Consider the following 18,633-nt stretch of genomic DNA (forward strand, 5'->3'; position numbering starts at 1 on the left):
CTGCGATTCTACTTGAGCGCGACCAGTGCTGTGGCCACGGCCGCGATGCCCTCGCCGCGACCGGTCAGGCCCAGCCCGTCGGTGGTGGTGGCCGACACCGACACCGGCGCCCCGAGCAACTCCGAGAGCACCTTCTGCGCCTCGTCGCGGCGGGGTCCGATCTTGGGTCGGTTGCCGATCACCTGCACGGCGCCGTTGACGGGGGCGAAGCCGTTGTCGTCGAGCAGCTTCGCCACGTGCGCGAGCATCTGCGCGCCGGTGACGCCGGCCCATTCGGGGCGGTCGACGCCGAAGACGGAGCCGAGGTCGCCCAGGCTCGACGCCGACAGCAGCGCGTCGCACAGCGCGTGGACGCCGACATCGCCGTCGGAGTGGCCGGCCGCGCCGTCGTCGTCGGGGAACAGCAGTCCCACCATCCAGCAGTCGCGACCAGCTTCGATCGCGTGCACGTCGGTGGCGATACCCACTCGCATGAAGGTCCTCAGCTCTCGTCCAGCAGCAGTCGTGCCATTCGCAGATCGAACGGGGTGGTGATCTTGAAGGCCAGCGGATCGCCGGGCACCACCTGCACCGGCACGCCGAGGGCTTCGACCAGCCCGGCATCGTCGGTGGCGTCGCCGCCGCCGGAGTGCGCGTGCCGCAGCAGTTCCGCGGTGAAGCCCTGCGGGGTGCCGACGGCACGCAGTTCGCTGCGATCGGGGGTGGCGAGCACGGTCTCGGCGTCGTCGACGCGCTTGAGAGTGTCGACCACCGGAAGTCCGGGGATCACGGCGCGGGCGCCGTCGCGCAGCGCGTGCACCACGTCCGCGAACAAGGCGGGCGGGGTGAGGGCGCGGGCGGCGTCGTGCACCAGAACCAGTTCGGTGTCCGGTCCGGCGGCGGCGAGGCCGGCGCGGACCGAGTCACTGCGTTCGGCGCCGCCGACGGTGACGGTCACTTCGGGTCGGTCCGAGTATTCGGCGTCGATCTGCGCGGCCAGGTCGGCCGGCACGATCACCACCACTTGGTCGACGACCCCGGATGCGAGAGCAGCGGACACGCTGTGCTGCAGCAGTGTCCGCTCTCCCACCATCACGAAGGCCTTGGGGATGGGCAAACCCAGACGGGTGCCCATGCCCGCAGCCGGAATCAGGGCGACGACGCGCCCCGCACGCTGCAACGTCAGGACGCCGCAGCCAGGATCTGATCAAGGATCGTGTCGGCGCGCTCGGAATCGGTGTCCTGCGCGAGCGACAGCTCGTCGACCAGCACGCGACGGGCGCGGGTCAGCATGCGCTTCTCGCCTGCCGACAGACCGCGGTCCTGCTCACGACGCCACAGGTCGCGCACGATCTCGGACACCTTGATGATGTCGCCGGAGATCAGCTTCTCCTGATTGGCCTTGAACCGACGCGCCCAGTTGGTCGGCTCCTCCGCGTGCTCGGCACGCAGAACCTCGAAAACTTCGTCCAGCCCTTCAGCGCCCACCACGTCGCGCACACCGACGTATTCCAGCTTGCTGGAGGGGATCTGGACCGTCATGTCACCATCGGTGACCTTCAGGACCAGGTACTCGACCTCTTCACCCTTGATGGTCCGAACGATGACGTCTTCCACCCGGGCTGCACCATGATGCGGGTAGACCACGGTGTCGCCAACTTTGAAATTCAATGCTCCATGCCCCTTTCGAGTGACCTTAGTCTAACACGCGCGTACCGACGGAGTTCCCGACGGCGCAGGTCAGGGCACCTGACCGCCCCGGCAGCCGAAACCCGCGGAGGCTTTTTCGGACCAATCTGGCCACCCCGTCGGACTTTTACCGGGCCCGCCCACTACGCTGCGTAGTGAAGCGTCATGCGGAGCCACGTGTGATGCGCTAAAAATCTTCGGAGGATTCAGGTGTCAGTCTTCACTCGGACCACCCGCCGCGTCGCCACCGGCACCGCGATCACTGCGCTCGGCCTGGCGGTCGCGCTGGGCACCACCGCGTGCAGCTCGGGCAAGATCGCGCAGACCAACAACCAGGAAGCCGCGATCAACGGCGCCAACGGCACCCTCAAGCTGGGTGCCGGCGAGGAGATCGACGGCCAGGTCGTCGATCCGGGCTCGGTCGCCGTGCGCAACCTGCAGATCATGTACCCGGTGGACAACTCCGCCGAGATCTTCGGCGACGGCGGACCGTTCAAGCTGGTGTTCACCATCGCGAACGACAGCGTGATCCGGAAGGTCAAGCTGACCGGCATCACCGCCGCCAAGGGCAAGGTGGAGTTCATCAACTCCTCCGGCGCACGTTCGGCCAACCCCGGCGACGCCGGCCTGATCGCCCCGGGAGCCGCACTCAACGCGGGCGTGCCGTCGAACGTTCCGGCCGAGGACGCCAAGAAGGACGGCATCTCGCGGGTCGACGCCGAGCTGTCCGGCACCGGCGACACCGTCGCCACCGGCCTGACCACCCCGCTGACCCTGCACTTCGAGATCTACGACCTGGAGATGGGCCCGGACGGCAAGCCGCGCAACGCTCCGATCGCCAAGAAGTCGATCACCGTCAACACGCCGGTCGACGGCACCCCGGTGACCGAGCGTCAGGACACCGTCCGCGACGTGCAGCCCCCGGCCGGCGAGGGCCACTGATCTTCCTCGTCGAGCGGTAACGCATGGCGAAGATCAAAACGCTCTACCGCTGCGCGGCCTGCGGGCACCAGGTGCCCAAATGGGTCGGCCGCTGCCCGGACTGCGGCGAGTGGGGTTCCATCGAAGAAGGCGCCCCGCCCGTCGCGGCGAGCGGCGCCCCCTCGGTGGCCCCGCGCAGTCCCGCGGTGCGCATCACCGAGATCGACGCGAACGCGGCCGGCGCCGTCCCCACCGGAATCGGTGAGTTGGATCGGGTGCTCGGCCGCGGCGTCGTTCCCGGGTCCGTGATTCTGCTGGCCGGTGAGCCGGGCGTCGGAAAGTCGACGCTGCTGCTCGAGGCCGTGAAGCATTGGGCGCAGGCCGGGCGGACCGCGCTGTACGTGACCGGCGAGGAATCGGCCGGACAGGTACGACTGCGCGCCGAGCGCACCGACGCCGTCCACGAGAACATCTATCTGGCGGCCGAGACCGATCTGGCCACCATCCTGGGGCACGTGGAGCAGGTGCGTCCCACGCTGCTGATCGTCGACTCGGTGCAGACCGTGGTCGCGACCGGCACCGACGGGGTGTCCGGCGGTGTCACGCAGATCCGCGCCTCCACCACCGCGCTGGTGTCGCTGGCCAAGAACTCCGGCGTCGCGGTGATCCTGGTGGGTCACGTGACCAAGGACGGCAACGTCGCCGGGCCCAGGTCGTTGGAGCATCTGGTCGACGTGGTGCTGTCGTTCGAGGGCGACCGCCACTCCTCGCTGCGGTTGATCCGCGGCATCAAGAACCGCTTCGGCGCCTCCGACGAGGTGGGTTGCTTCGAGCAGCGCGCCGACGGCATTCACGAGGTGGCCGATCCGTCGGGGATCTTCGTGCACCAGCACGGCGGCGCCGTGGCCGGCAGCGTGAATCTGGTCGCGATGGACGGTCGTCGTGCGATGGTCGGCGAGATTCAGGCGCTGCTGCACAAGACGCAGGCCAACATGCCGCGGCGGGCGGCGTCCGGGCTGGACGCGGCGCGCATGTCGATGATGTTGGCCGTCGCGGCCAAGCACTCGGGCATGGCGACCTACGACCAGGAGGTCTACGTCTCCACCGTGGGCGGCATGAAGGTGACCGAGCCGGCCGCCGACCTGGCGATCTTCCTGGCACTCAAGTCGTCGTTCACCGACAAGCCGATCCCCCACGGGACCGTGGCGATCGGCGAGGTGGGCCTGACCGGCGAGATCCGCCGGGTGTCGTCCACCGCGCGACGCGTCGCCGAGGCCAAGCGCCTGGGCTTCACCCACGCGGTGATCCCGAGCGGGACCGACGAGGAGATGCCGAGCGGGATCCGGATCAGCAAGGTGTCAGACCTGAGCGAAGCCCACCGCGCCGCCACCCGCTCGTACACCGACGCCCCCTTCTGATCCCGCCCCCTGAGCTTGTCGAAGGGCCCTAGAACGGCGGCTCACTCTCCGGATCCAGCACCAGCCGCATCGCCGCCCGGCCGGCTTCGCGCGCGTCGACCTGCTTCTTGGTCAGCTTCGCTTCCTCCGCCAGCCGACGATCCCGATTCGCGTTCCGCTCCGCCCGCCGCCGCGCATGCTTGGCTTCGGTCCGCGTCAGGCCGTTCGCCCGCTGCACACTGTCGTCCGCGACGCTGCCCGTCGTCGTCCCGATCGACGACCCCTCGGCCAGCTGGTGCCGGCACCGCAGCTGCGCCAGCCGCGGCATCAGCCACTGGTTCGGCGCGAGAGCCTCGACGGTCTGCCCGCCCGGAGTGGTGACGGCCGAGTGATACCGGCCGTCGGCGTCGATCCAGAGCTCGTCGACGAACCCTTCCAGATTGGTTTTCATCAGATGATGAAACCGGCACTTGGGAAGTAGATTGCAAATGCAAGTAGGGCCGCCGCGGTCCGGGCAGATGTTGTCGAACTCGGCCACATGGTCCAGATCGCAGGCGAAAGCCGCCCGTTCACACCCCGGGATCGAGCACGTTCCCCACAGGAACCGGGCGAGGAGATCGACGAGCAGATTCGGCCGATACGGATCGCTCGGCAACGCCGTTTTCGCGATCAGGAACCGCGGCTTCAACGCCGATCCGGGCTCGGATTCGCTTGCGGCAGTGCCATTCTCACGATTTTCCGGATCAGGGTGTGCGTCATCGGCCCGGCACTCGTCCGGGCTGTCGGGGCGGGGTCCTTTTCGATGGACCGCCGCCTCGTCGAGGTCGTCGCCGAGCTGCGCGGCGGCAGGATCGGGTTCGAGGAGATCGTCGAGGCGGTGTTCGTGAATCACCGCATCGTCGCGCTCGGCGATCTGCCGCACGTGATCGCCCGAGATCGGTCCGTAGCCGTCGAGATACCCGCACTGATCACCGCCCGCGAGGGTCGCGGCATCGCACAGCACATGCACCACGATCCGCGCCGCCCGAGCATCGAGCTGCGGCTCAGCGATCTGCGCGGTGCAACCGTCGCTCTCGCACAAGCACGTGAACGGCTTGCGCTGCAGCAAGGCGATCGCCGCATCCGACCGCGCCTGCGCCTTGGTGCGCGGGTCGGCGTCGCAGCGGCCGACGATCACCGCATCCAACATCTGCCACACGAGCCGCACGTCCTCGGCGGTGGCGACAACGGACAGCTGTGCCATCCCCGCTTCCAGCGTCGACATGCTCGCAGTGCGGCCGGCCTTGGCACCTTCGCGCTCACGGCGCTCAGCGTCCGGATCGTGGACAGCAACATAGCGGCGCGCAAGAGCAGTGGTCTTGGTCAACGACAACGACGTCAAACCGCCGCCCGCCCCGCGAATCTCAAGGGCGAGGAGCCGGTCGATCTCGGCGATGATCTTCTCGTCGAACACCAGCGCCGTCGCCATCGCGACCTTGTGGAACCGGTCGTGATCGATCAGACCGGACCGCATGGTGTCGTACACCTTCGGCAGCCGATCGCGGGCACAGAGAGCGTCGCTCAGCAGGCGATGGGCGGCGTAGTTGGTCGTCCGCATACTCAACTGCAGCTCCAGCGCGGTCTGCACTTCCAGATCCAACAGGGAGTGCTGCGTCGCCACCGGGTTCGGACTCTGCGCCAGCAGGCGATCGAACATCGACATCGCGTACTGGAACTGCAGCCATTCGAGCTGGCAGCGCCGCAGCGAAGCCCCGCCGATCGCGGTCCCGAGCTCGGCAGTCGACAGCTTCTTGAGTTCCTCGCCGGCTGCGGGCAGGCCGAAGTCAGCGCCGATTCCCGCAGCAGCGGTCGCCTTCGCCATGCCCTCACCTCCCCAAGCGAGTCAGTGCACCTTGTCGATCAGGTGTACTACCTACACGTTACGCCGATCTACCTATTAGAACAAGCGTTCGGAGCCGAATATTTCAAAGTTTTTGAAAAAACTTTCGTGAGCCCCTGACCTGCAGGATCACCCCATTCCGCGCGCCCAGTGGCCGCGATCCTGCGGCCACTGGGCTCGCCGAAGGACCGAAGGGACCACCTAGCACCTTCCATCTGCCTGAACTCTCTGGAATCTCCGATAAGTTGCCTCTGAGCTGCACTGCTTGCCGGACCCGATGTTCCGGATACACCCGCCGATCGTGCCTTGCCCTTATCGCACATACTGTTGCCCTTGCCCGGCAGTGCGGACCGGCCTCTTCGACGGACCCAGAGAGGGCGTGGGCTGGAGGTAGGTGGCGAGTTTGGCGACGCAGGCGTCTTTCTCGGTGGGGAGTCCCAAGAACGACAGTTCGCTCGAAGCAGCCAACCACGGACCGTTCCGCTCCGGGTCCGGCACCACCGGGTCCACCGACGGGTACGCCAGCATGCCGCGCGGGGCGTCGAACGTCGTCGCATAGGCGTGCAATTGGTACAGGTCCTCGCGGTCCACCCCGCGTCGGCCGCCGAGCCGCTTGTACTTGGCGTCGATCACCGCGGCCACCGGGTCTTCCCCCACCAGCACGTCGGGGTACAGCTTGCCGAGCGTGCGCGTCGGGTCCACCGACGACCGCGCGAGGTGACCGGACACGTGCTCGGTGGTGCCGTGCCGCACCGGCAGTTCGGTGGCGAGCCCGACGCAGTGCAGCACGAACATCTCCCACAGCTCGGCCACGTCGATCAGGACGCCGTGCGTGGAGTCGTCGGAGGCGTCGACGCGGAGGCGGTCGTCGTTCACGATGCGCCACGACAGTTCCGCCGCCCGCCGCCACTTAACGGTGATCGGGCTGTAGCGAGCGGTCCGGATCTCGTGCAGGGTGGGCGACGTCGGTCGCGCCCCGACGGCCTGCCGCAGCACCGCCATCTGGTCGTGCAGGCGGGCGCCGCGCCAGCGGTCGCCGGCGAGCCGTTGGTCGAAGTACCGGTCGGCCAGGATCACCGCGCGGGCCGGGGCGTTGTCGTAGCTGCGGACCACCCGCGTCGACACCACGTCCCGGTGCCCCGCCGCCCGTCGTCGGCCGGTCGCCGACACGTCGAGTCGCCCGCGCACCGCGAGTCCGTGGCTGGTGACCTTCACGCCCGTCCGCGGCAGCGCATGCTGGCCGGCGGTGAGGACGGACGCCCGCCACAGCGCGGCGAGCAACTGCGTCACCACCGTGCCCGTCTCGCTCGACGACGACGCCGCCCGCGGGAGCACCTGCACGTTGAGGATCGTGCTGATCCATTCGATCACCGTGTCGATACCCAGGCGCGGACGGATCTCCAGCGTCCGGCCGTCATGGCGGATCTCCCCGATGTACCGACCCGCGCGCCAGCCGTCGACGTCGCGGGTCAGAATCGGCTCGATCGTCGGCTCGTGGTCGCCCTGCAGCTGCGCGTTCAGCACGAAGCCCTCCGGGGAGAGTTCGGCGATCTCGGCCAGCCAGTCGTGCTCGTCGCCGACCGGACGACGCTCCCAGTACCGCTCGGAGGTGAGGTCGTCGATCACGAACCGGTCCGATGAAAGGTCCTGCGGCGCAACCTTTCCCGCGCGCTGAGCCATGGTCAGCCGGCCGGAGCTGCCAGCAGCAGTTCCCGGAGTTCAGCGAGCTCCTCGGACCGTCGATCAGAGCCGGCCAGATACTGCTCCAGCACCGGCTGAATCGACAAGGCCCACAACGACTTCAGCGGCGCCAACGGCTGCTTCTTCCCATCCCACAGGTACTTTCCGCCGCCGCGGCCGTGTCGTCGTCCGCGCCACTCGCGCCCCACGAAGTACGGCAGGTCGGCGAAGACCGCCGCGCCGAGTTCGTACTCCGGCCCCAGCTCGGCCATGCCACGGATCCGCGCGTTCAATCGGGTGACGCACGAGGCGACGTCGGCCAGTTGCGGCTCCGCGCGGTCCCACGCGACGGGCACCGACTGCTCACTCCACTGCGCGCGCCAGATCGGCCACAGGTCGCCCTCGTCGTACGGGGTGGCGAACCAGAAGAAGCGACGACGCAGCGCGAAGTCCAACGCCTCCACCGACTGGTCGATCTCGTTCATGGTGCCGATGATGTAGAGGTTCGACGGCATGCGGAACCGGATCGACTCCCCGTCGGCGCCGTGCGCGAACAGCTCGACGTCGGTGTCGCGCTTGTCCCGCTCCATGGCGCTGAATGCCTCGCCGAACATCGCGCTCAGGTCGGTGCGGTTGATCTCGTCGAGGATCAGCACGTGCGGCAGCGCGCGCTCCGGATCGGTTTCCCGTTCCACACGCATGCGCTCCGCCAGCCGAGGCAGCGCGCCGAGTTGATAACTGGTGCCACCATCGGCGTCGAGTTGCAGGCCCACCATGAACTCGGCGTAGCCGTACGACGGGTGCATCTGCAGGCGCGTCACGTTCTCGGCGACGGCCCGATCGACGGCGCCCGGATCGGTGAAGTACTCGCCCACACCCCACTGCTGCAGCGCCGCAGTCCGAATCACGGATTCGGCCAGCTTCATCGCCTGGAAGGTCTTGCCGGTGCCGGGCGGTCCGTAGAAGACGATCTGCTTCTTGTACTCCAGCGCGAACGACGGGTCTTCGGCCTCGTCGTCGCCGGACTTGCTCGCCGGCCGCCAGATCGGCTCGAGGTCGTCGCTGTAGTAGTCGCGACGCGCTTCGCTCCAGTCCGGCAGCCGTTCCTTCAGCGCCAGCCGAATGGCGTAGAGCCGCTGGTCGGTACTGGCGTCGTCGCCCGAGTCATCGAGCTCGCCGAACGCCTTCAGCACCAGTTCCTTGTGCCGCTTGGACGCGATCCGCTCGAAGTAGTCGGGGTACAGGAGGTGGCAGACCATGTTGCGCATCGCGTCGCACGGCTGATCGCCTTCCTCGGCGAACTGGGCGAAACCCCACGGGTTGCCGTGCAACAGCGCGGCCCGTTCCTCCGGGGGAGCGCTGTTTGATCCGCAACGCCAGGTCCATCAGGTAACCGACCAGCAGCGGTTGACCCGAGTTGTAGAACAGGCCCGGGTTCGCGATCCCTGACCGCAATGCCTGGTCGACGGTGCTGCCGCTGACGATGTGCAGCTCGGGATGGTCGGGCCCGATGGTCATGTTGATCATCTCGACCTTGCGGCCGCGCCCGACGGCCTCGGTGGGCAGGTAGTAGATCAGCAGCACTTCCGCGGCCAGCAGCCGGACTTCGATGTCGGCGCCCTGCAGCTGTCGTTCCCACTTGGACGCGAACGTTCCGCCGGCTTCTTCACCTTCGAGGAGGTTCCCCCAGAACAGGCCGTTCAGCTCGACGAGTCGCTCCGCGGACCAGGCGTCGGGGTAGGTCTCCGGGTACAGCAGGGAGGCGTCACCGATCAGCGACCCCTCGCGCCACTGCGCGCAGATCTCGTCAATGCCCGAGCGGTCCAACCAAGAGAAAACAGCCACGCCCCATAGTGTCACCCGCCACCGACACTCAGCCCCCGCTCCCTGAGCTTGTCGAAGGGTCGAAGGGCCGACGGACCTACTCCGGCATCGTGTCCGGTATCAACTCCGGATTGTCGGGGCTGATGTTGTACCGGAAGCCGTCTTCGTCCGCACTCGTCACGGTGATGGTGTACGCGTACCAAGTGCCGAGGATCTGGACTTCGCACGTCTGGGTGTTGCCGACACGGCCCTTGATCCCGCCCGCGCAACGGACAGCGGGAGGCTCGCTCATATTCTTACCGAGCTCCTCCGCAATCTCGCTCTGGAGCAAGTCCTGGTTCATGCCGTAGATGGTCGGCCCCGTGGTGACGGAGATCTTCGACGACCATGCCGACTCGGTCGTGGGCTTCGACGAGTCGGGGTTGTCGCCGACGCTGAAGCTAGTGTCGCGTGTCGTTAATTAGTTTATGGTTCCTGGGTTGAGATAATTGGCTATGGCGAATTCTCCTGCACCGGCCCTGGAACTGCGTGATGGCGATGCGGATGAGCTCGATCAGTTGTTGCGATCGACTACAACGCCGGCCGGTCTGGTGCGTCGGGCGCGGATCGTCACGCTCGCTGCCGACGGAATGGCTAATTCTCGGATCAGTGAGGTTGTGGGAACCTCGATACCGACGGTCATCAAGTGGCGTTCCCGGTATCTCCAGGACGGACTCGCGGGGCTCCTCGACGCCGAAAGGCCCGGTCGGCCACGGCATCTCGATCACGCCGATATCGTGTCGGCGACGTTGATGCCGCCGCCGAAGAAGTACGGGGTCACGCACTGGTCGTCGCGGTTGTTGGCCGGGCATCTCGGCATCGGGAACGCGACGGTCGCCCGGGCCTGGCGCGAGTACGGGGTTGCGCCGTGGAGGTCGGGAACATTCAAGTTCTCCACCGACCCGGAACTGGTCGCCAAGGTCACCGATGTCGTCGGCTTGTACCTGGAGCCGCCGGAGAACGCGATCGTGTTGTGTGTGGACGAGAAATCGCAGATCCAAGCCCTGGACCGCACTGCGCCGATGCTGCCGATGCAGCCCGGGCAGATCGAACGCCGCACCCATGACTACAAGCGCCACGGCACCACCACACTGTTCGCGGCGTTGGAGATCGCGACCGGGCAGGTGACCGCAGCGGTCAAGCCCCGACACCGCCACCAGGAGTTCCTGTCCTTCCTGCGGCAGATCGACCGCACCTACCCCGACCAGGAACTACACCTGGTCATGGACAACTACGCCACCCACAAGAAAGCCGAAGTCCGCAACTGGCTCGAACAGCATCCGAACATCCACGTCCACTTCACCCCGACCTCGGGATCGTGGCTCAACCTCGTCGAAGTCTGGTTCGGCATCATCGACCGACAAGCCATCCGCCGAGGCGTCTTCACCTCAGTCAAAGACCTCAATGCAAAGATCCGAGCCTTCATCAACGGCTGGAACGACCGCAAACACCCCTTCGTCTGGACCAAGAACGCCGAGGACATTCTGAAGAAAGCCCAACCGAAAACTAATTAAAGACACGCGACACTAGCGGAGCAGCCCGTCGCAAAGACGGCCGCCCCCACCGCCCCCGAGATCAGCAGCTGACGGAATCGACTGTTCATGACCGGACCACCCGAGGAGCGTTGGTCCTGCCAGTATTGACCGTTTAGCCAATTTCCTCAGGGAAATATCAGTTTTACCCCGCCCCCCTGAGCCTGTCGAAGGGCCGAGAACCTACTGCGGAATCGAATCCGGATCGTCGGCCTTGATGTTCCAGTTGATCTGATCACCCTCCACGGAGACCACCGTCGCGGTGTACGGATGCCACTCGCCGAGGATCTGCACCTCGCACGACTGCGTGTAGCCGATGGTGCCTTCCAAGCCGCCGTCGCAACGCACCGCGGGCACGTTGGCCGGGTCCTGGGCGAGTTGCTGGGCCGAGTTGGTCTCCAACACCGACGCCGCGACGGATGGCTTCGGCGCTTCCGACTTGTCGCCGATACTGACGCTCGCCGAACAGCCCGTGACGACGAGGGCCGCTCCCGCCACCCCCGTGACCAGTAACTGACGCAGACGACTGTTCATGACCGGACCTCCTGGGAAGCAATCGAGTCATGCCAGTATCGACCGCCGAGGAAGTTTCCTCAGGCAATCATCAGTTTTGCTCTCAGGGGCGCGACTGCGCAGCCGCGTCGAGGTACTTCGCGTAGTGCTTGCGCAGGTCGATCTCGATGAAGATGGCCGACGCCTTAGCCACCGGCTCGGGATCGTCGTCAAGACGTGCGACGGCCCGCACGAACACCTTGCGCCGTTCCTTCGCCGCCACCTCGGCCTCGAAGTGCAGGGTGGAGCCGATCGGGATGGGCTTGAGGAAGTCGACCTCCAGGTGCCCGGTCACCACCGGCACACCGATGATGAGCGGCGTGGTGCCGAGGACCTCGTCGAATGCCGCGGTCAGGACGCCGCCGTGGATCACGCCGGGCCCGCCCAGCATCCACTCCTCCACCTTCATCTCCGCGGTGGTGGTGAAGCCTTCGCCGGCGTACACGGTCACGTGCAGTCCGCCGGGCGCGTTGACGCCGCAGCCGTGGCAGAGATCGTGGTGCAGACGGAACGGATCACCCGGGGCCGGGGCCTTCGGATGCCTCTCCATCGGATCTGACACGTCCGGGAGGCTGAAATTGGTGCTCACCTCACGTGACGATAGTCCATCGATGCGGTCGGCCCGGATTCCGTCGTCATTGACAGAATCCGGGCCGATAAGCCTGAACAGGAACGCTCAGGCAGGCAGCCTACTTGGCGCCCTTGTCCTTGTCGTCTCCGCCGCCGGTGCCGCCGATGACGCCGCCGATAATGCCGGGCAGCAGATCGTTCAGCGAGCCGGTGCTCGACAGCTGGCCTTCGGCCGAGCCTAGGCCCGCGGAATCCAGCGAACCGAGGACAGCTTCACCGGCGTTCGGCGTGCGCACCTTGGTGCAGGCGGTCATGTTCGGGAACTCGACAGTGCCGAGCGGCGGGTTCGGGGTGGCCCGGAACTTGGCGCCGAAGCTGGTGAGCTCGGTGCCGGCCTTCACGCTGGAGGGCAGCTTGTAGCTGAAACTTCGACGACTCCGGCGCCATGGGCAAATGGACCTTCACGATGGGCATCACCGACACCACCCCCAAGGTGGGCGACGAGATCACCATCTCCAACACCCTCAGCCACTCCCAGATCGACCGCTACGTGTACCGCGTCAAGCAGGTGGTCCCCAAGTGCCTGGACTTCGTCTCGGCCAACGGCTCCGGCACCATCGCCAGCACCCAGAACACCACCGGCACCGACGACTCCTTCGTGCTCGTCAACGCCCCCACCGGCGGATGGCGCATCAACGGTCCCGGCCAATCCGTGGTCAAGGTCAACGTGGTCTACAAGGTCACCGACGCCTGCGCCACCGGCAACGCCCAGCAAGCCGTGATGCACATGGGCGGCAGCACCATCGGCGACCGCAACTTCAACAACAACCCGATCTCCTTCACCGTCGCCAAGCCCTCCACCGGCGGCGGCGACAACGGCGGCGGAGACAACGGCGGCGGCGACAACGGCGGCGGAGACAACGGCGGCGGCGACAACGGCGGCGGAGACAACGGCGGCGGCGACAACGGCGGCGGGAACAACGGCGGCGGCGACAACGGCGGCGGCGACAACGGCGACGGCGACAACGGCGACGGGAACAACGGCGACGGGAACAACGGCGGCGGCGACAACGGCGACGGCGACAACGGCGACGGGAACAACGGCGACGGGAACAACGGCGGCGGCGACAACGGCGGCAGCAGCAGCCTCAGCGGTCTCTTCGGCGGCGTCTTCAACGGCCTCTTCGGCTGACCCTCAGCACCGTCGACCCACAGAATCAGGAGAAACTCTCATGCGCACAGCAGCCCGCCTCGCCTCCGGCACCGGAGCCGCGGCCCTCGCGATCGCCCTTCTCGGCGCCACCGCCGGCACCGCCACCGCGGCACCGGCCACCTCCGAACCCTGGTACGGAACCAACAACAATTCCCAGTACTGGATGACCGTCAGCGACTCCACCCCCAAGGTCGGCGACACCATCACGCTCTCGACCAGCATCAAGCGCCGGGTGGCCATCGAGACGATCAGCAGGGTGAAGCAGGTGGTCCCCACCTGCCGGTCGTACGTGGCCGGCAGCGCCGCCTGGAACGATAAGCCCGTGGACAACATCGAGGACGGCTCGGGCGAAGAACCCGGCTACGTCCTGGCCAAGGGCTCCTGGACCGTCGACGGCACCGGAAAGCTCGGCAACAACTGGAGCGCCGTCAGCACCCTGGCGATGCAGTTCACCGTCAACCCGTCGTGCGCCACCGGGGAAACGATGTCCACCACCATGCACATCACCGGATCCCTGAACAACCGCACCGATCAGGACAAGGGCCCCACCATCACCGTGGCCAAGGGCATCGGCGGCGGCATTGGCGGCGGACTGCCCGATCTGGGCGGATCCGGCAGCCTGGACACCGGCAGCCTCGGCAGTCTCCTGCCCTGACAGCCGCCGGCGCATCCCCGTCGACCCCAGCACCGTCGACCTCCGCACTGCAGTACTGAAGTAAGAAAGCGAAGCACATGAAGTTCACTCGATCAGCCCGCGGCCTGGTGGCTGCGGCTGCGGCCATCGCGATCAGCGTCGGCACCCCGGTGGGTGTCGCAGCCGCCGATCCGGCGACCGGCGAGTCCCGCGTCACCGGCAGCAGCACGTACGGTCCCCAGCGCGAACTGGTGACGGTGTACTCGGCGTCGATGGGTCGCAACATTCCCCTCGACGTACTGCGTCCGGCCGACCGCAGCAAGCCCGCGCCGGTGTTCTACCTGCTCAACGGTGCAGGCGGCGGCGAAGACAGTGCCAGTTGGGCCAACCGGACCAACTACGCCGAGTTCTTCGCGGGCAAGCACGTCAACGTGGTGACGCCTATGAAGGGTGCGTTCTCTTACTACACCGACTGGCAGCGGGCCGATCCGGTGCTGGGCGTGCAGAAGTGGCAGACCTTCCTCACCAAGGAACTGCCGCCCGTGATGGACGCCTACCTGAAGTCGAGCGGCAAGAACGCCGTCGCCGGTATCTCGATGGCGGGCACCACCGTGCTCAACCTCGCGATCGCGGCGCCGAAGCTGTACACCATGGCAGCGTCGTACAGTGGCTGCGCCCGCACCAGCGATCCCCTCGGCGAGCGGTACATCCGCACCGTGATCGAGGACCGCGGCAAGGCCGACGCCCGCAACATGTGGGGCGCCTACGGCGGCCCGGGCTGGCGCAAGAACGACCCGTACCTGAATGCCGGCAAGCTGCGCGGTACGCAGATCTACCTGTCGTCGAACAGCGGTCTGCCCGGTCAGGACGAGTCGGTCGACGCTGGCAGCAGCGCCGGTGAGGGCATTGCTCTCGCCGACCGCGTGATCCTCGGCGGCGGCATCGAAGCGGTCACCAACGTCTGCACCCAGCAGATGGCGGAGAAGCTGCGTTCGCTGAACATCCCGGCGACCGTCGTGATCCGTCCCACCGGCACCCACTCGTGGGGCTACTGGGAGCGCGAACTGCACGCTTCGTGGCCGGCGATCGCTCGCTCGCTGAAGTAGGCAGTAGCTAGGAACACCCCGCCAGCAGCGTGGACCCTTCCGGGTCCACGCTGTTGCGCATCTCGCCCTTCGACGAGGGTGAGCCCCCTGGGGTTTGGTGGCTCGGTGACGGGTCGGCGGGGCCATGCGAACGCGCCACGAAGTCGTCCGCACAACCGACGATGTGTGCTCATGCTCCGCCTACTCCGCCGTGATCTGTATCGCGCCCAGGCCTCTGGGGCTCGCTCGTAATGAGACGCCCACTTGCGTGCAAAACCGCTGAACCGGCGGTCAGATTCGTACTGATTGATGTGGCTGCAGACGACTCCGCATCCACCCGGTCTACCTCAGGTGACCGGAGTTGGAGGCTGCCCTGCTAAACGACTCCGTCGGAAAACACTGAAACCGTTTTCCCAGCTCGCGCATCCGAGAAACTCCGGACCGGAATGCAACTTCTTCCCTCTACCTTCACGTTTACAGCTTCTTGCCCCCGACGGTTGACCGGATGCTCCTACCGTTGCTGCAGGCCCTCAGTCGGGGGCTCACACGTAGAGACACCACAATTTCGGGCTCTCCTGACACATGTGTGGGTGGGGTGAGCGCGTCTGAGTAGGCGCACGCCGTTGTCCTGCATAGGTTCTGAACTGTCGAGGAAACAGAAACCTGTGGTCAGGAGAACGGCGTGCGTGATGTCAGCTTATGGCGGAATCTGCTCGGAATCGAGAAGACCGTGCTGGAGCGGGTCGTATTCGACGAGGACGCGCAGGTGCTGGTGGCCCATGTGCGGCCCGTCGCGCGCCAACGTGGCCGGTGCGGGAGGTGCCAGCGGCGCAGTCCCCAATATGATGGCGGGCCGGGGCGGCGGCGCTGGCGGGCGCTGGACCTGGGCACGATTCGTGCCGAGCTCGAGGCCGATACGCCTCGGGTGCGGTGCCGCGAGCATGGGGTGGTGGTCGCCGCGGTGCCGTGGGCCCGCCATGACGCGGGCCACACCTATGCCTTCGACGATCAGGTCGCGTGGTTGGCGACCCAGGCCTCGAAGTCCACAGTGACTGAGTTGATGCGCATCGCCTGGCGCACCGTCGGATCGATCATCGACCGCGTCTGGGAGGACATCGACGCCCAGCACGACCGGTTCGATGGGCTGCGGCGTATCGGGATCGACGAGATCAGCTACAAGAAGGGCCACAAGTACCTCATGGTCGTCGTCGATCACGACCGGCGTCGGCTGGTGTGGGCCGCTCCGGGGCGTACCAGCGCCACCGTGCATGAGTTCTTCGACCTGCTCGGTGAGCAGCGGTGCGCGCTGATCACCCACGTCAGCGCCGATGGGGCCGACTTCATCGACACCGTCGTGACTGATCGGTGTCCGGCCGCAGTGCGGGTGGCCGATCCGTTCCACATCGTCGCCTGGGCCACTGACGCCCTCGATGAGGTCCGCCGCCAGGGGTGGAACGATGCCCGTAAACAGGCCCGGGCCGAGCCGAAACGGGGCCGTGGACGCCCACGGTCCGACGCCCCACCTAGGCCGGCCAGCGACCGTGCCAAGGCACTCAAAGGCGCCCGGTACTCGCTGTGGAAGAACCCCGAGAACCTCACCGCCAATCAGCAGGCCAAGCTCGCCTGGATCGCCAGGACCGACCCGAGGCTGCATCGCGCCTACCTGCTCAAGGAAGGTCTGCGGGTGGTATTTGCGCTGCCCCATGACGCGGCCGCTGAAGCCCTGGACCGCTGGATCAGTTGGGCTCGTCGCTGCCGGATCCCCGCGTTCGTGAAACTCCAAAAACGCATCGCCAAACACCGCGACCGGATCCTCGCCGCGATCGAGCATCGACTATCCAACGGCCTGATCGAGTCGACCAACACCAAGATCCGACTGATCACCCGGATGGCCTACGGCTTCAAGTCCGCCGAAGCCCTCATCGCCATGGCCATGCTCAGTCTCGGCGGTCACCGGCCCGTGCTTCCAGGCCGCAAATGACCCACAGATCAGTCAGGAGAGCCCAATTTCGGAGTGATAATGAGACGAACTTTCATCCTGCAGCCGGCGGTGTCAAATCGTGGAAGCAACGTTGTCTTTGAGTAGGCGTTCGAAGGCTTCCCTCGGGGTGTAGAAGCCCAGGCATTGGCGTGGCCGCTCATTGAGCTCGCGGGCGATCGCTTCCAGGTAGAGCTGGTCGGACGGGATCTCGGTGCCCTTGGGCAGGTACTCGCGGATCAGGCCGTTGGTGTTCTCGTTGGTAGGTCGTTCCCATGGTGAGCGGGGATGAGCGAAGTAGATCGGCAGGTCGGCGGCGACGGTGACGCTGGCATGCTCAGCCATCTCAGTGCCTTGATCCCACGTCAGCCCTTTCCGCATGAACTGCGGTAGTCCCCGCAGGTGATCGATCAGCACATCGGCAACACCCGACGCTTTCTTCCCGTCTGGCAGACCCAGGATCAGCGTGTACCGGCTCGTGCGTTCCACCAGTGTTACCGCCGCGGACTGGCCGGCCTTCCCGACGATCAGATCCCCCTCCCACCAGCCCGGCACCCGCCGATCAGATGCTGTCTCGGGGCGGTCATCGATACTGACCATGCCCACGATCCGCGCTGATCGCTCACCGGCCGACTTCCTCGGTGTGCGCACGGTGCGTTTGGACTGCAGCAGGATGCCCTGAGCAGCCAACTCTCCCTTCGGGAGAGCGTAGATCCACCGATAGATCGATTCGTGTGAAATGCGGCGTCCGTGGGCGTTCGGTGATCCCGTCATGGGGTCCACTGTGGAGTCTTCGGACTCGAGTTTCAATCGGCCAGCGATCTGTCTGGGTGTCCGCGATGCGCGCAGGTCGGATCGTACTCGTTCGGCGAGTACCGAGTCGGTGTCGATCGTTCTGGTCTGTGGGCGGGCTCGTCGTGCCTTCGCTTGCTTGTCGGCGTGTATGACGCGATAGGTGCCGGCATTGGTGGCGTTGCGTTTGATCTCTCGCGACACGATCGACTTGTCCCGGCCGATCTGCTCGGCGATCGCGGTGACCGTCATCCCCGCCCGTCTGCCGACGGCGATCTCCGTTCGATCCGCCACCGTCAGCATCATCCGTCCAAGCCCCACCCGGGTCTCCCGTCGTGCTACCTGCAACCCCTGGTGGCCTGCAGTGTTGCTACGACGCTATGACACCGCCGCCCGCTCTGCTCGGCGCGCTCTCGATGACTACACTTTTGGTCGGCGGGACGGCATGAACAACGCCACTGGACTCAGAAGTCTGTCCTGGGCCGCAGCGAGCTTCGTGGCCACCATCGCAGTCGTGATCATGCTCCTCGTCGTCATCGGCCCGCCACCGGTCAGCGCCGAAACGCCTGCTGAACGCTGCAAGCGCGAGACAACGGCCTACAACAACGCGTGGAAGAACACCTGGGCCCAAGCCAACCCCGGCAAGAGCCCTTCGCAGGCACCGCAGCCTCTGGTTCCGTACAAATGCCGTGGAGGCAACGACGGGCCGCCACCTTCCCCGCCTCCGTCACCATCGTCCGCCGCGCCCGATCCGACGACAGAACCCGAAAAACCAGCACCTACCCGTGGAGAAGGCCCCAGCCTCAACCCGACAACCCAACGCGAAGAGCCTGCCAGTGGGGTGGACCAGAACCAGTCACGTATCGGAG

19 protein-coding genes are annotated in these 18,633 nt (G+C 66.5%); 7 read left to right on the plus strand and 12 right to left on the minus strand.

Annotated elements, in window-relative coordinates; genetic code table 11:
* Nucleotides 1-8: 8 nt before the first annotated feature.
* The 3 genes from ispF to MUG78_RS03850 are packed head-to-tail and all read right to left on the minus strand — an operon-like array spanning nucleotide 9 to nucleotide 1,650.
* Nucleotides 9-473, minus strand: coding sequence for a 2-C-methyl-D-erythritol 2,4-cyclodiphosphate synthase (ispF, locus tag MUG78_RS03840; protein WP_246992351.1), 465 nt, complete (start codon nucleotides 471-473; stop codon nucleotides 9-11).
* Between the two features lie 8 nt (nucleotides 474-481).
* Nucleotides 482-1,159, minus strand: a complete 678-nt coding sequence (ispD, locus tag MUG78_RS03845; protein WP_281499780.1) for a 2-C-methyl-D-erythritol 4-phosphate cytidylyltransferase — start codon at nucleotides 1,157-1,159, stop codon at nucleotides 482-484.
* 2 nt (nucleotides 1,160-1,161) lie between these two features.
* Entirely contained in the window at nucleotides 1,162-1,650 is a 489-nt protein-coding gene (locus tag MUG78_RS03850) for a CarD family transcriptional regulator (protein WP_246992353.1), read from the minus strand.
* A 228-nt stretch (nucleotides 1,651-1,878) separates the two neighbouring features.
* Here MUG78_RS03850 and MUG78_RS03855 point away from each other — a divergent pair, with 228 nt between their 5' ends.
* On the plus strand, nucleotides 1,879-2,610 hold the full coding sequence (locus MUG78_RS03855; protein WP_246992355.1) for a copper-binding protein: 732 nt from the start codon (nucleotides 1,879-1,881) through the stop codon (nucleotides 2,608-2,610).
* Between the two features lie 23 nt (nucleotides 2,611-2,633).
* The gene (gene radA / locus MUG78_RS03860) at nucleotides 2,634-4,007 is read left to right on the plus strand and encodes a DNA repair protein RadA (protein ID WP_246992357.1); all 1,374 of its coding nucleotides are present in this window, start codon (nucleotides 2,634-2,636) and stop codon (nucleotides 4,005-4,007) included.
* A 28-nt stretch (nucleotides 4,008-4,035) separates the two neighbouring features.
* Here the strand turns inward: radA and MUG78_RS03865 are convergent, their stop codons facing one another.
* From MUG78_RS03865 to MUG78_RS03885, 5 genes are all read right to left on the minus strand, one after another.
* Complete coding sequence (locus MUG78_RS03865; RefSeq protein ID WP_246992359.1) at nucleotides 4,036-5,847, minus strand: HNH endonuclease signature motif containing protein; 1,812 nt, start codon at nucleotides 5,845-5,847, stop codon at nucleotides 4,036-4,038.
* A gap of 330 nt (nucleotides 5,848-6,177) precedes the next feature.
* Nucleotides 6,178-7,491 (minus strand): 5-methylcytosine restriction system specificity protein McrC, encoded by a 1,314-nt coding sequence (locus MUG78_RS03870; RefSeq protein ID WP_246992361.1) that lies wholly within the window; start codon nucleotides 7,489-7,491, stop codon nucleotides 6,178-6,180.
* 56 nt (nucleotides 7,492-7,547) lie between these two features.
* Entirely contained in the window at nucleotides 7,548-8,804 is a 1,257-nt protein-coding gene (locus MUG78_RS03875) for an McrB family protein (protein WP_246992363.1), read from the minus strand.
* Entirely contained in the window at nucleotides 8,710-9,390 is a 681-nt protein-coding gene (locus tag MUG78_RS03880; protein WP_246992365.1) for a hypothetical protein, read from the minus strand. Before MUG78_RS03880 ends, MUG78_RS03875 begins: the two co-directional genes overlap by 95 nt.
* A 76-nt stretch (nucleotides 9,391-9,466) precedes the next feature.
* The gene (locus tag MUG78_RS03885) at nucleotides 9,467-9,712 is read right to left on the minus strand and encodes a DUF4333 domain-containing protein (RefSeq protein ID WP_246992367.1); all 246 of its coding nucleotides are present in this window, start codon (nucleotides 9,710-9,712) and stop codon (nucleotides 9,467-9,469) included.
* Between the two features lie 151 nt (nucleotides 9,713-9,863).
* Between MUG78_RS03885 and MUG78_RS03890 the strand changes: the two genes are divergently transcribed.
* Nucleotides 9,864-10,922 carry an IS630 family transposase gene (locus MUG78_RS03890; RefSeq protein WP_246991490.1) on the plus strand — a complete coding sequence of 353 codons (1,059 nt, stop codon included), beginning with the start codon at nucleotides 9,864-9,866 and terminating at the stop codon, nucleotides 10,920-10,922.
* A 201-nt stretch (nucleotides 10,923-11,123) separates the two neighbouring features.
* Here the strand turns inward: MUG78_RS03890 and MUG78_RS03895 are convergent, their stop codons facing one another.
* The 3 genes from MUG78_RS03895 to MUG78_RS03905 all read right to left on the minus strand — a co-directional run bounded on the left by MUG78_RS03895 (nucleotide 11,124) and on the right by MUG78_RS03905 (nucleotide 12,463).
* Nucleotides 11,124-11,474: a DUF4333 domain-containing protein gene (locus MUG78_RS03895; RefSeq protein ID WP_246992369.1), complete on the minus strand. Its 351-nt coding sequence runs from the start codon at nucleotides 11,472-11,474 to the stop codon at nucleotides 11,124-11,126.
* A gap of 82 nt (nucleotides 11,475-11,556) precedes the next feature.
* A complete protein-coding gene (locus MUG78_RS03900; RefSeq protein ID WP_246992371.1) occupies nucleotides 11,557-12,081 on the minus strand; it encodes a PaaI family thioesterase in 525 nt (174 codons plus the stop codon).
* Between the two features lie 100 nt (nucleotides 12,082-12,181).
* Nucleotides 12,182-12,463 (minus strand): hypothetical protein, encoded by a 282-nt coding sequence (locus MUG78_RS03905; RefSeq protein ID WP_246992373.1) that lies wholly within the window; start codon nucleotides 12,461-12,463, stop codon nucleotides 12,182-12,184.
* Between the two features lie 44 nt (nucleotides 12,464-12,507).
* Between MUG78_RS03905 and MUG78_RS03910 the strand changes: the two genes are divergently transcribed.
* The 4 genes from MUG78_RS03910 (at nucleotide 12,508) to MUG78_RS03925 (ending at nucleotide 16,975) form a co-directional block, all read left to right on the plus strand.
* Nucleotides 12,508-13,254 carry a hypothetical protein gene (locus MUG78_RS03910; protein WP_246992375.1) on the plus strand — a complete coding sequence of 249 codons (747 nt, stop codon included), beginning with the start codon at nucleotides 12,508-12,510 and terminating at the stop codon, nucleotides 13,252-13,254.
* Between the two features lie 40 nt (nucleotides 13,255-13,294).
* Entirely contained in the window at nucleotides 13,295-13,930 is a 636-nt protein-coding gene (locus tag MUG78_RS03915; RefSeq protein WP_246992376.1) for a hypothetical protein, read from the plus strand.
* 77 nt (nucleotides 13,931-14,007) lie between these two features.
* The gene (locus MUG78_RS03920) at nucleotides 14,008-15,015 is read left to right on the plus strand and encodes an alpha/beta hydrolase (protein WP_246992378.1); all 1,008 of its coding nucleotides are present in this window, start codon (nucleotides 14,008-14,010) and stop codon (nucleotides 15,013-15,015) included.
* Nucleotides 15,016-15,676: 661 nt separating this feature from the next.
* Nucleotides 15,677-16,975: an ISL3 family transposase gene (locus tag MUG78_RS03925; RefSeq protein ID WP_246992380.1), complete on the plus strand. Its 1,299-nt coding sequence runs from the start codon at nucleotides 15,677-15,679 to the stop codon at nucleotides 16,973-16,975.
* Between the two features lie 72 nt (nucleotides 16,976-17,047).
* Here MUG78_RS03925 and MUG78_RS03930 read toward each other — a convergent pair whose 3' ends face one another.
* On the minus strand, nucleotides 17,048-18,067 hold the full coding sequence (locus MUG78_RS03930) for an IS30 family transposase (protein WP_246996808.1): 1,020 nt from the start codon (nucleotides 18,065-18,067) through the stop codon (nucleotides 17,048-17,050).
* Between the last annotated feature and the right edge of the window lie 566 nt (nucleotides 18,068-18,633).

Origin of the sequence: Gordonia alkaliphila, assembly GCF_023017165.1 — a bacterium.
Classification (GTDB): Bacteria; Actinomycetota; Actinomycetes; order Mycobacteriales; family Mycobacteriaceae; genus Gordonia; species Gordonia alkaliphila.

Bases quoted from the DNA above. Each gene is read 5' to 3' on its own strand.
- MUG78_RS03920 (WP_246992378.1), top strand. From the start codon at position 14,008: ATGAAGTTCACTCGATCAGCCCGCGGCCTGGTGGCTGCGGCTGCGGCC.
- MUG78_RS03875 (WP_246992363.1), bottom strand. From the start codon at position 8,804: ATGGTCTGCCACCTCCTGTACCCCGACTACTTCGAGCGGATCGCGTCC.
- MUG78_RS03910 (WP_246992375.1), top strand. From the start codon at position 12,508: ATGGGCAAATGGACCTTCACGATGGGCATCACCGACACCACCCCCAAG.
- MUG78_RS03915 (WP_246992376.1), top strand. From the start codon at position 13,295: ATGCGCACAGCAGCCCGCCTCGCCTCCGGCACCGGAGCCGCGGCCCTC.
- MUG78_RS03885 (WP_246992367.1), bottom strand. From the start codon at position 9,712: ATGAACCAGGACTTGCTCCAGAGCGAGATTGCGGAGGAGCTCGGTAAG.
- ispF (WP_246992351.1), bottom strand. From the start codon at position 473: ATGCGAGTGGGTATCGCCACCGACGTGCACGCGATCGAAGCTGGTCGC.
- MUG78_RS03865 (WP_246992359.1), bottom strand. From the start codon at position 5,847: ATGGCGAAGGCGACCGCTGCTGCGGGAATCGGCGCTGACTTCGGCCTG.
- radA (WP_246992357.1), top strand. From the start codon at position 2,634: ATGGCGAAGATCAAAACGCTCTACCGCTGCGCGGCCTGCGGGCACCAG.
- MUG78_RS03895 (WP_246992369.1), bottom strand. From the start codon at position 11,474: ATGAACAGTCGTCTGCGTCAGTTACTGGTCACGGGGGTGGCGGGAGCG.
- MUG78_RS03890 (WP_246991490.1), top strand. From the start codon at position 9,864: ATGGCGAATTCTCCTGCACCGGCCCTGGAACTGCGTGATGGCGATGCG.
- MUG78_RS03930 (WP_246996808.1), bottom strand. From the start codon at position 18,067: ATGCTGACGGTGGCGGATCGAACGGAGATCGCCGTCGGCAGACGGGCG.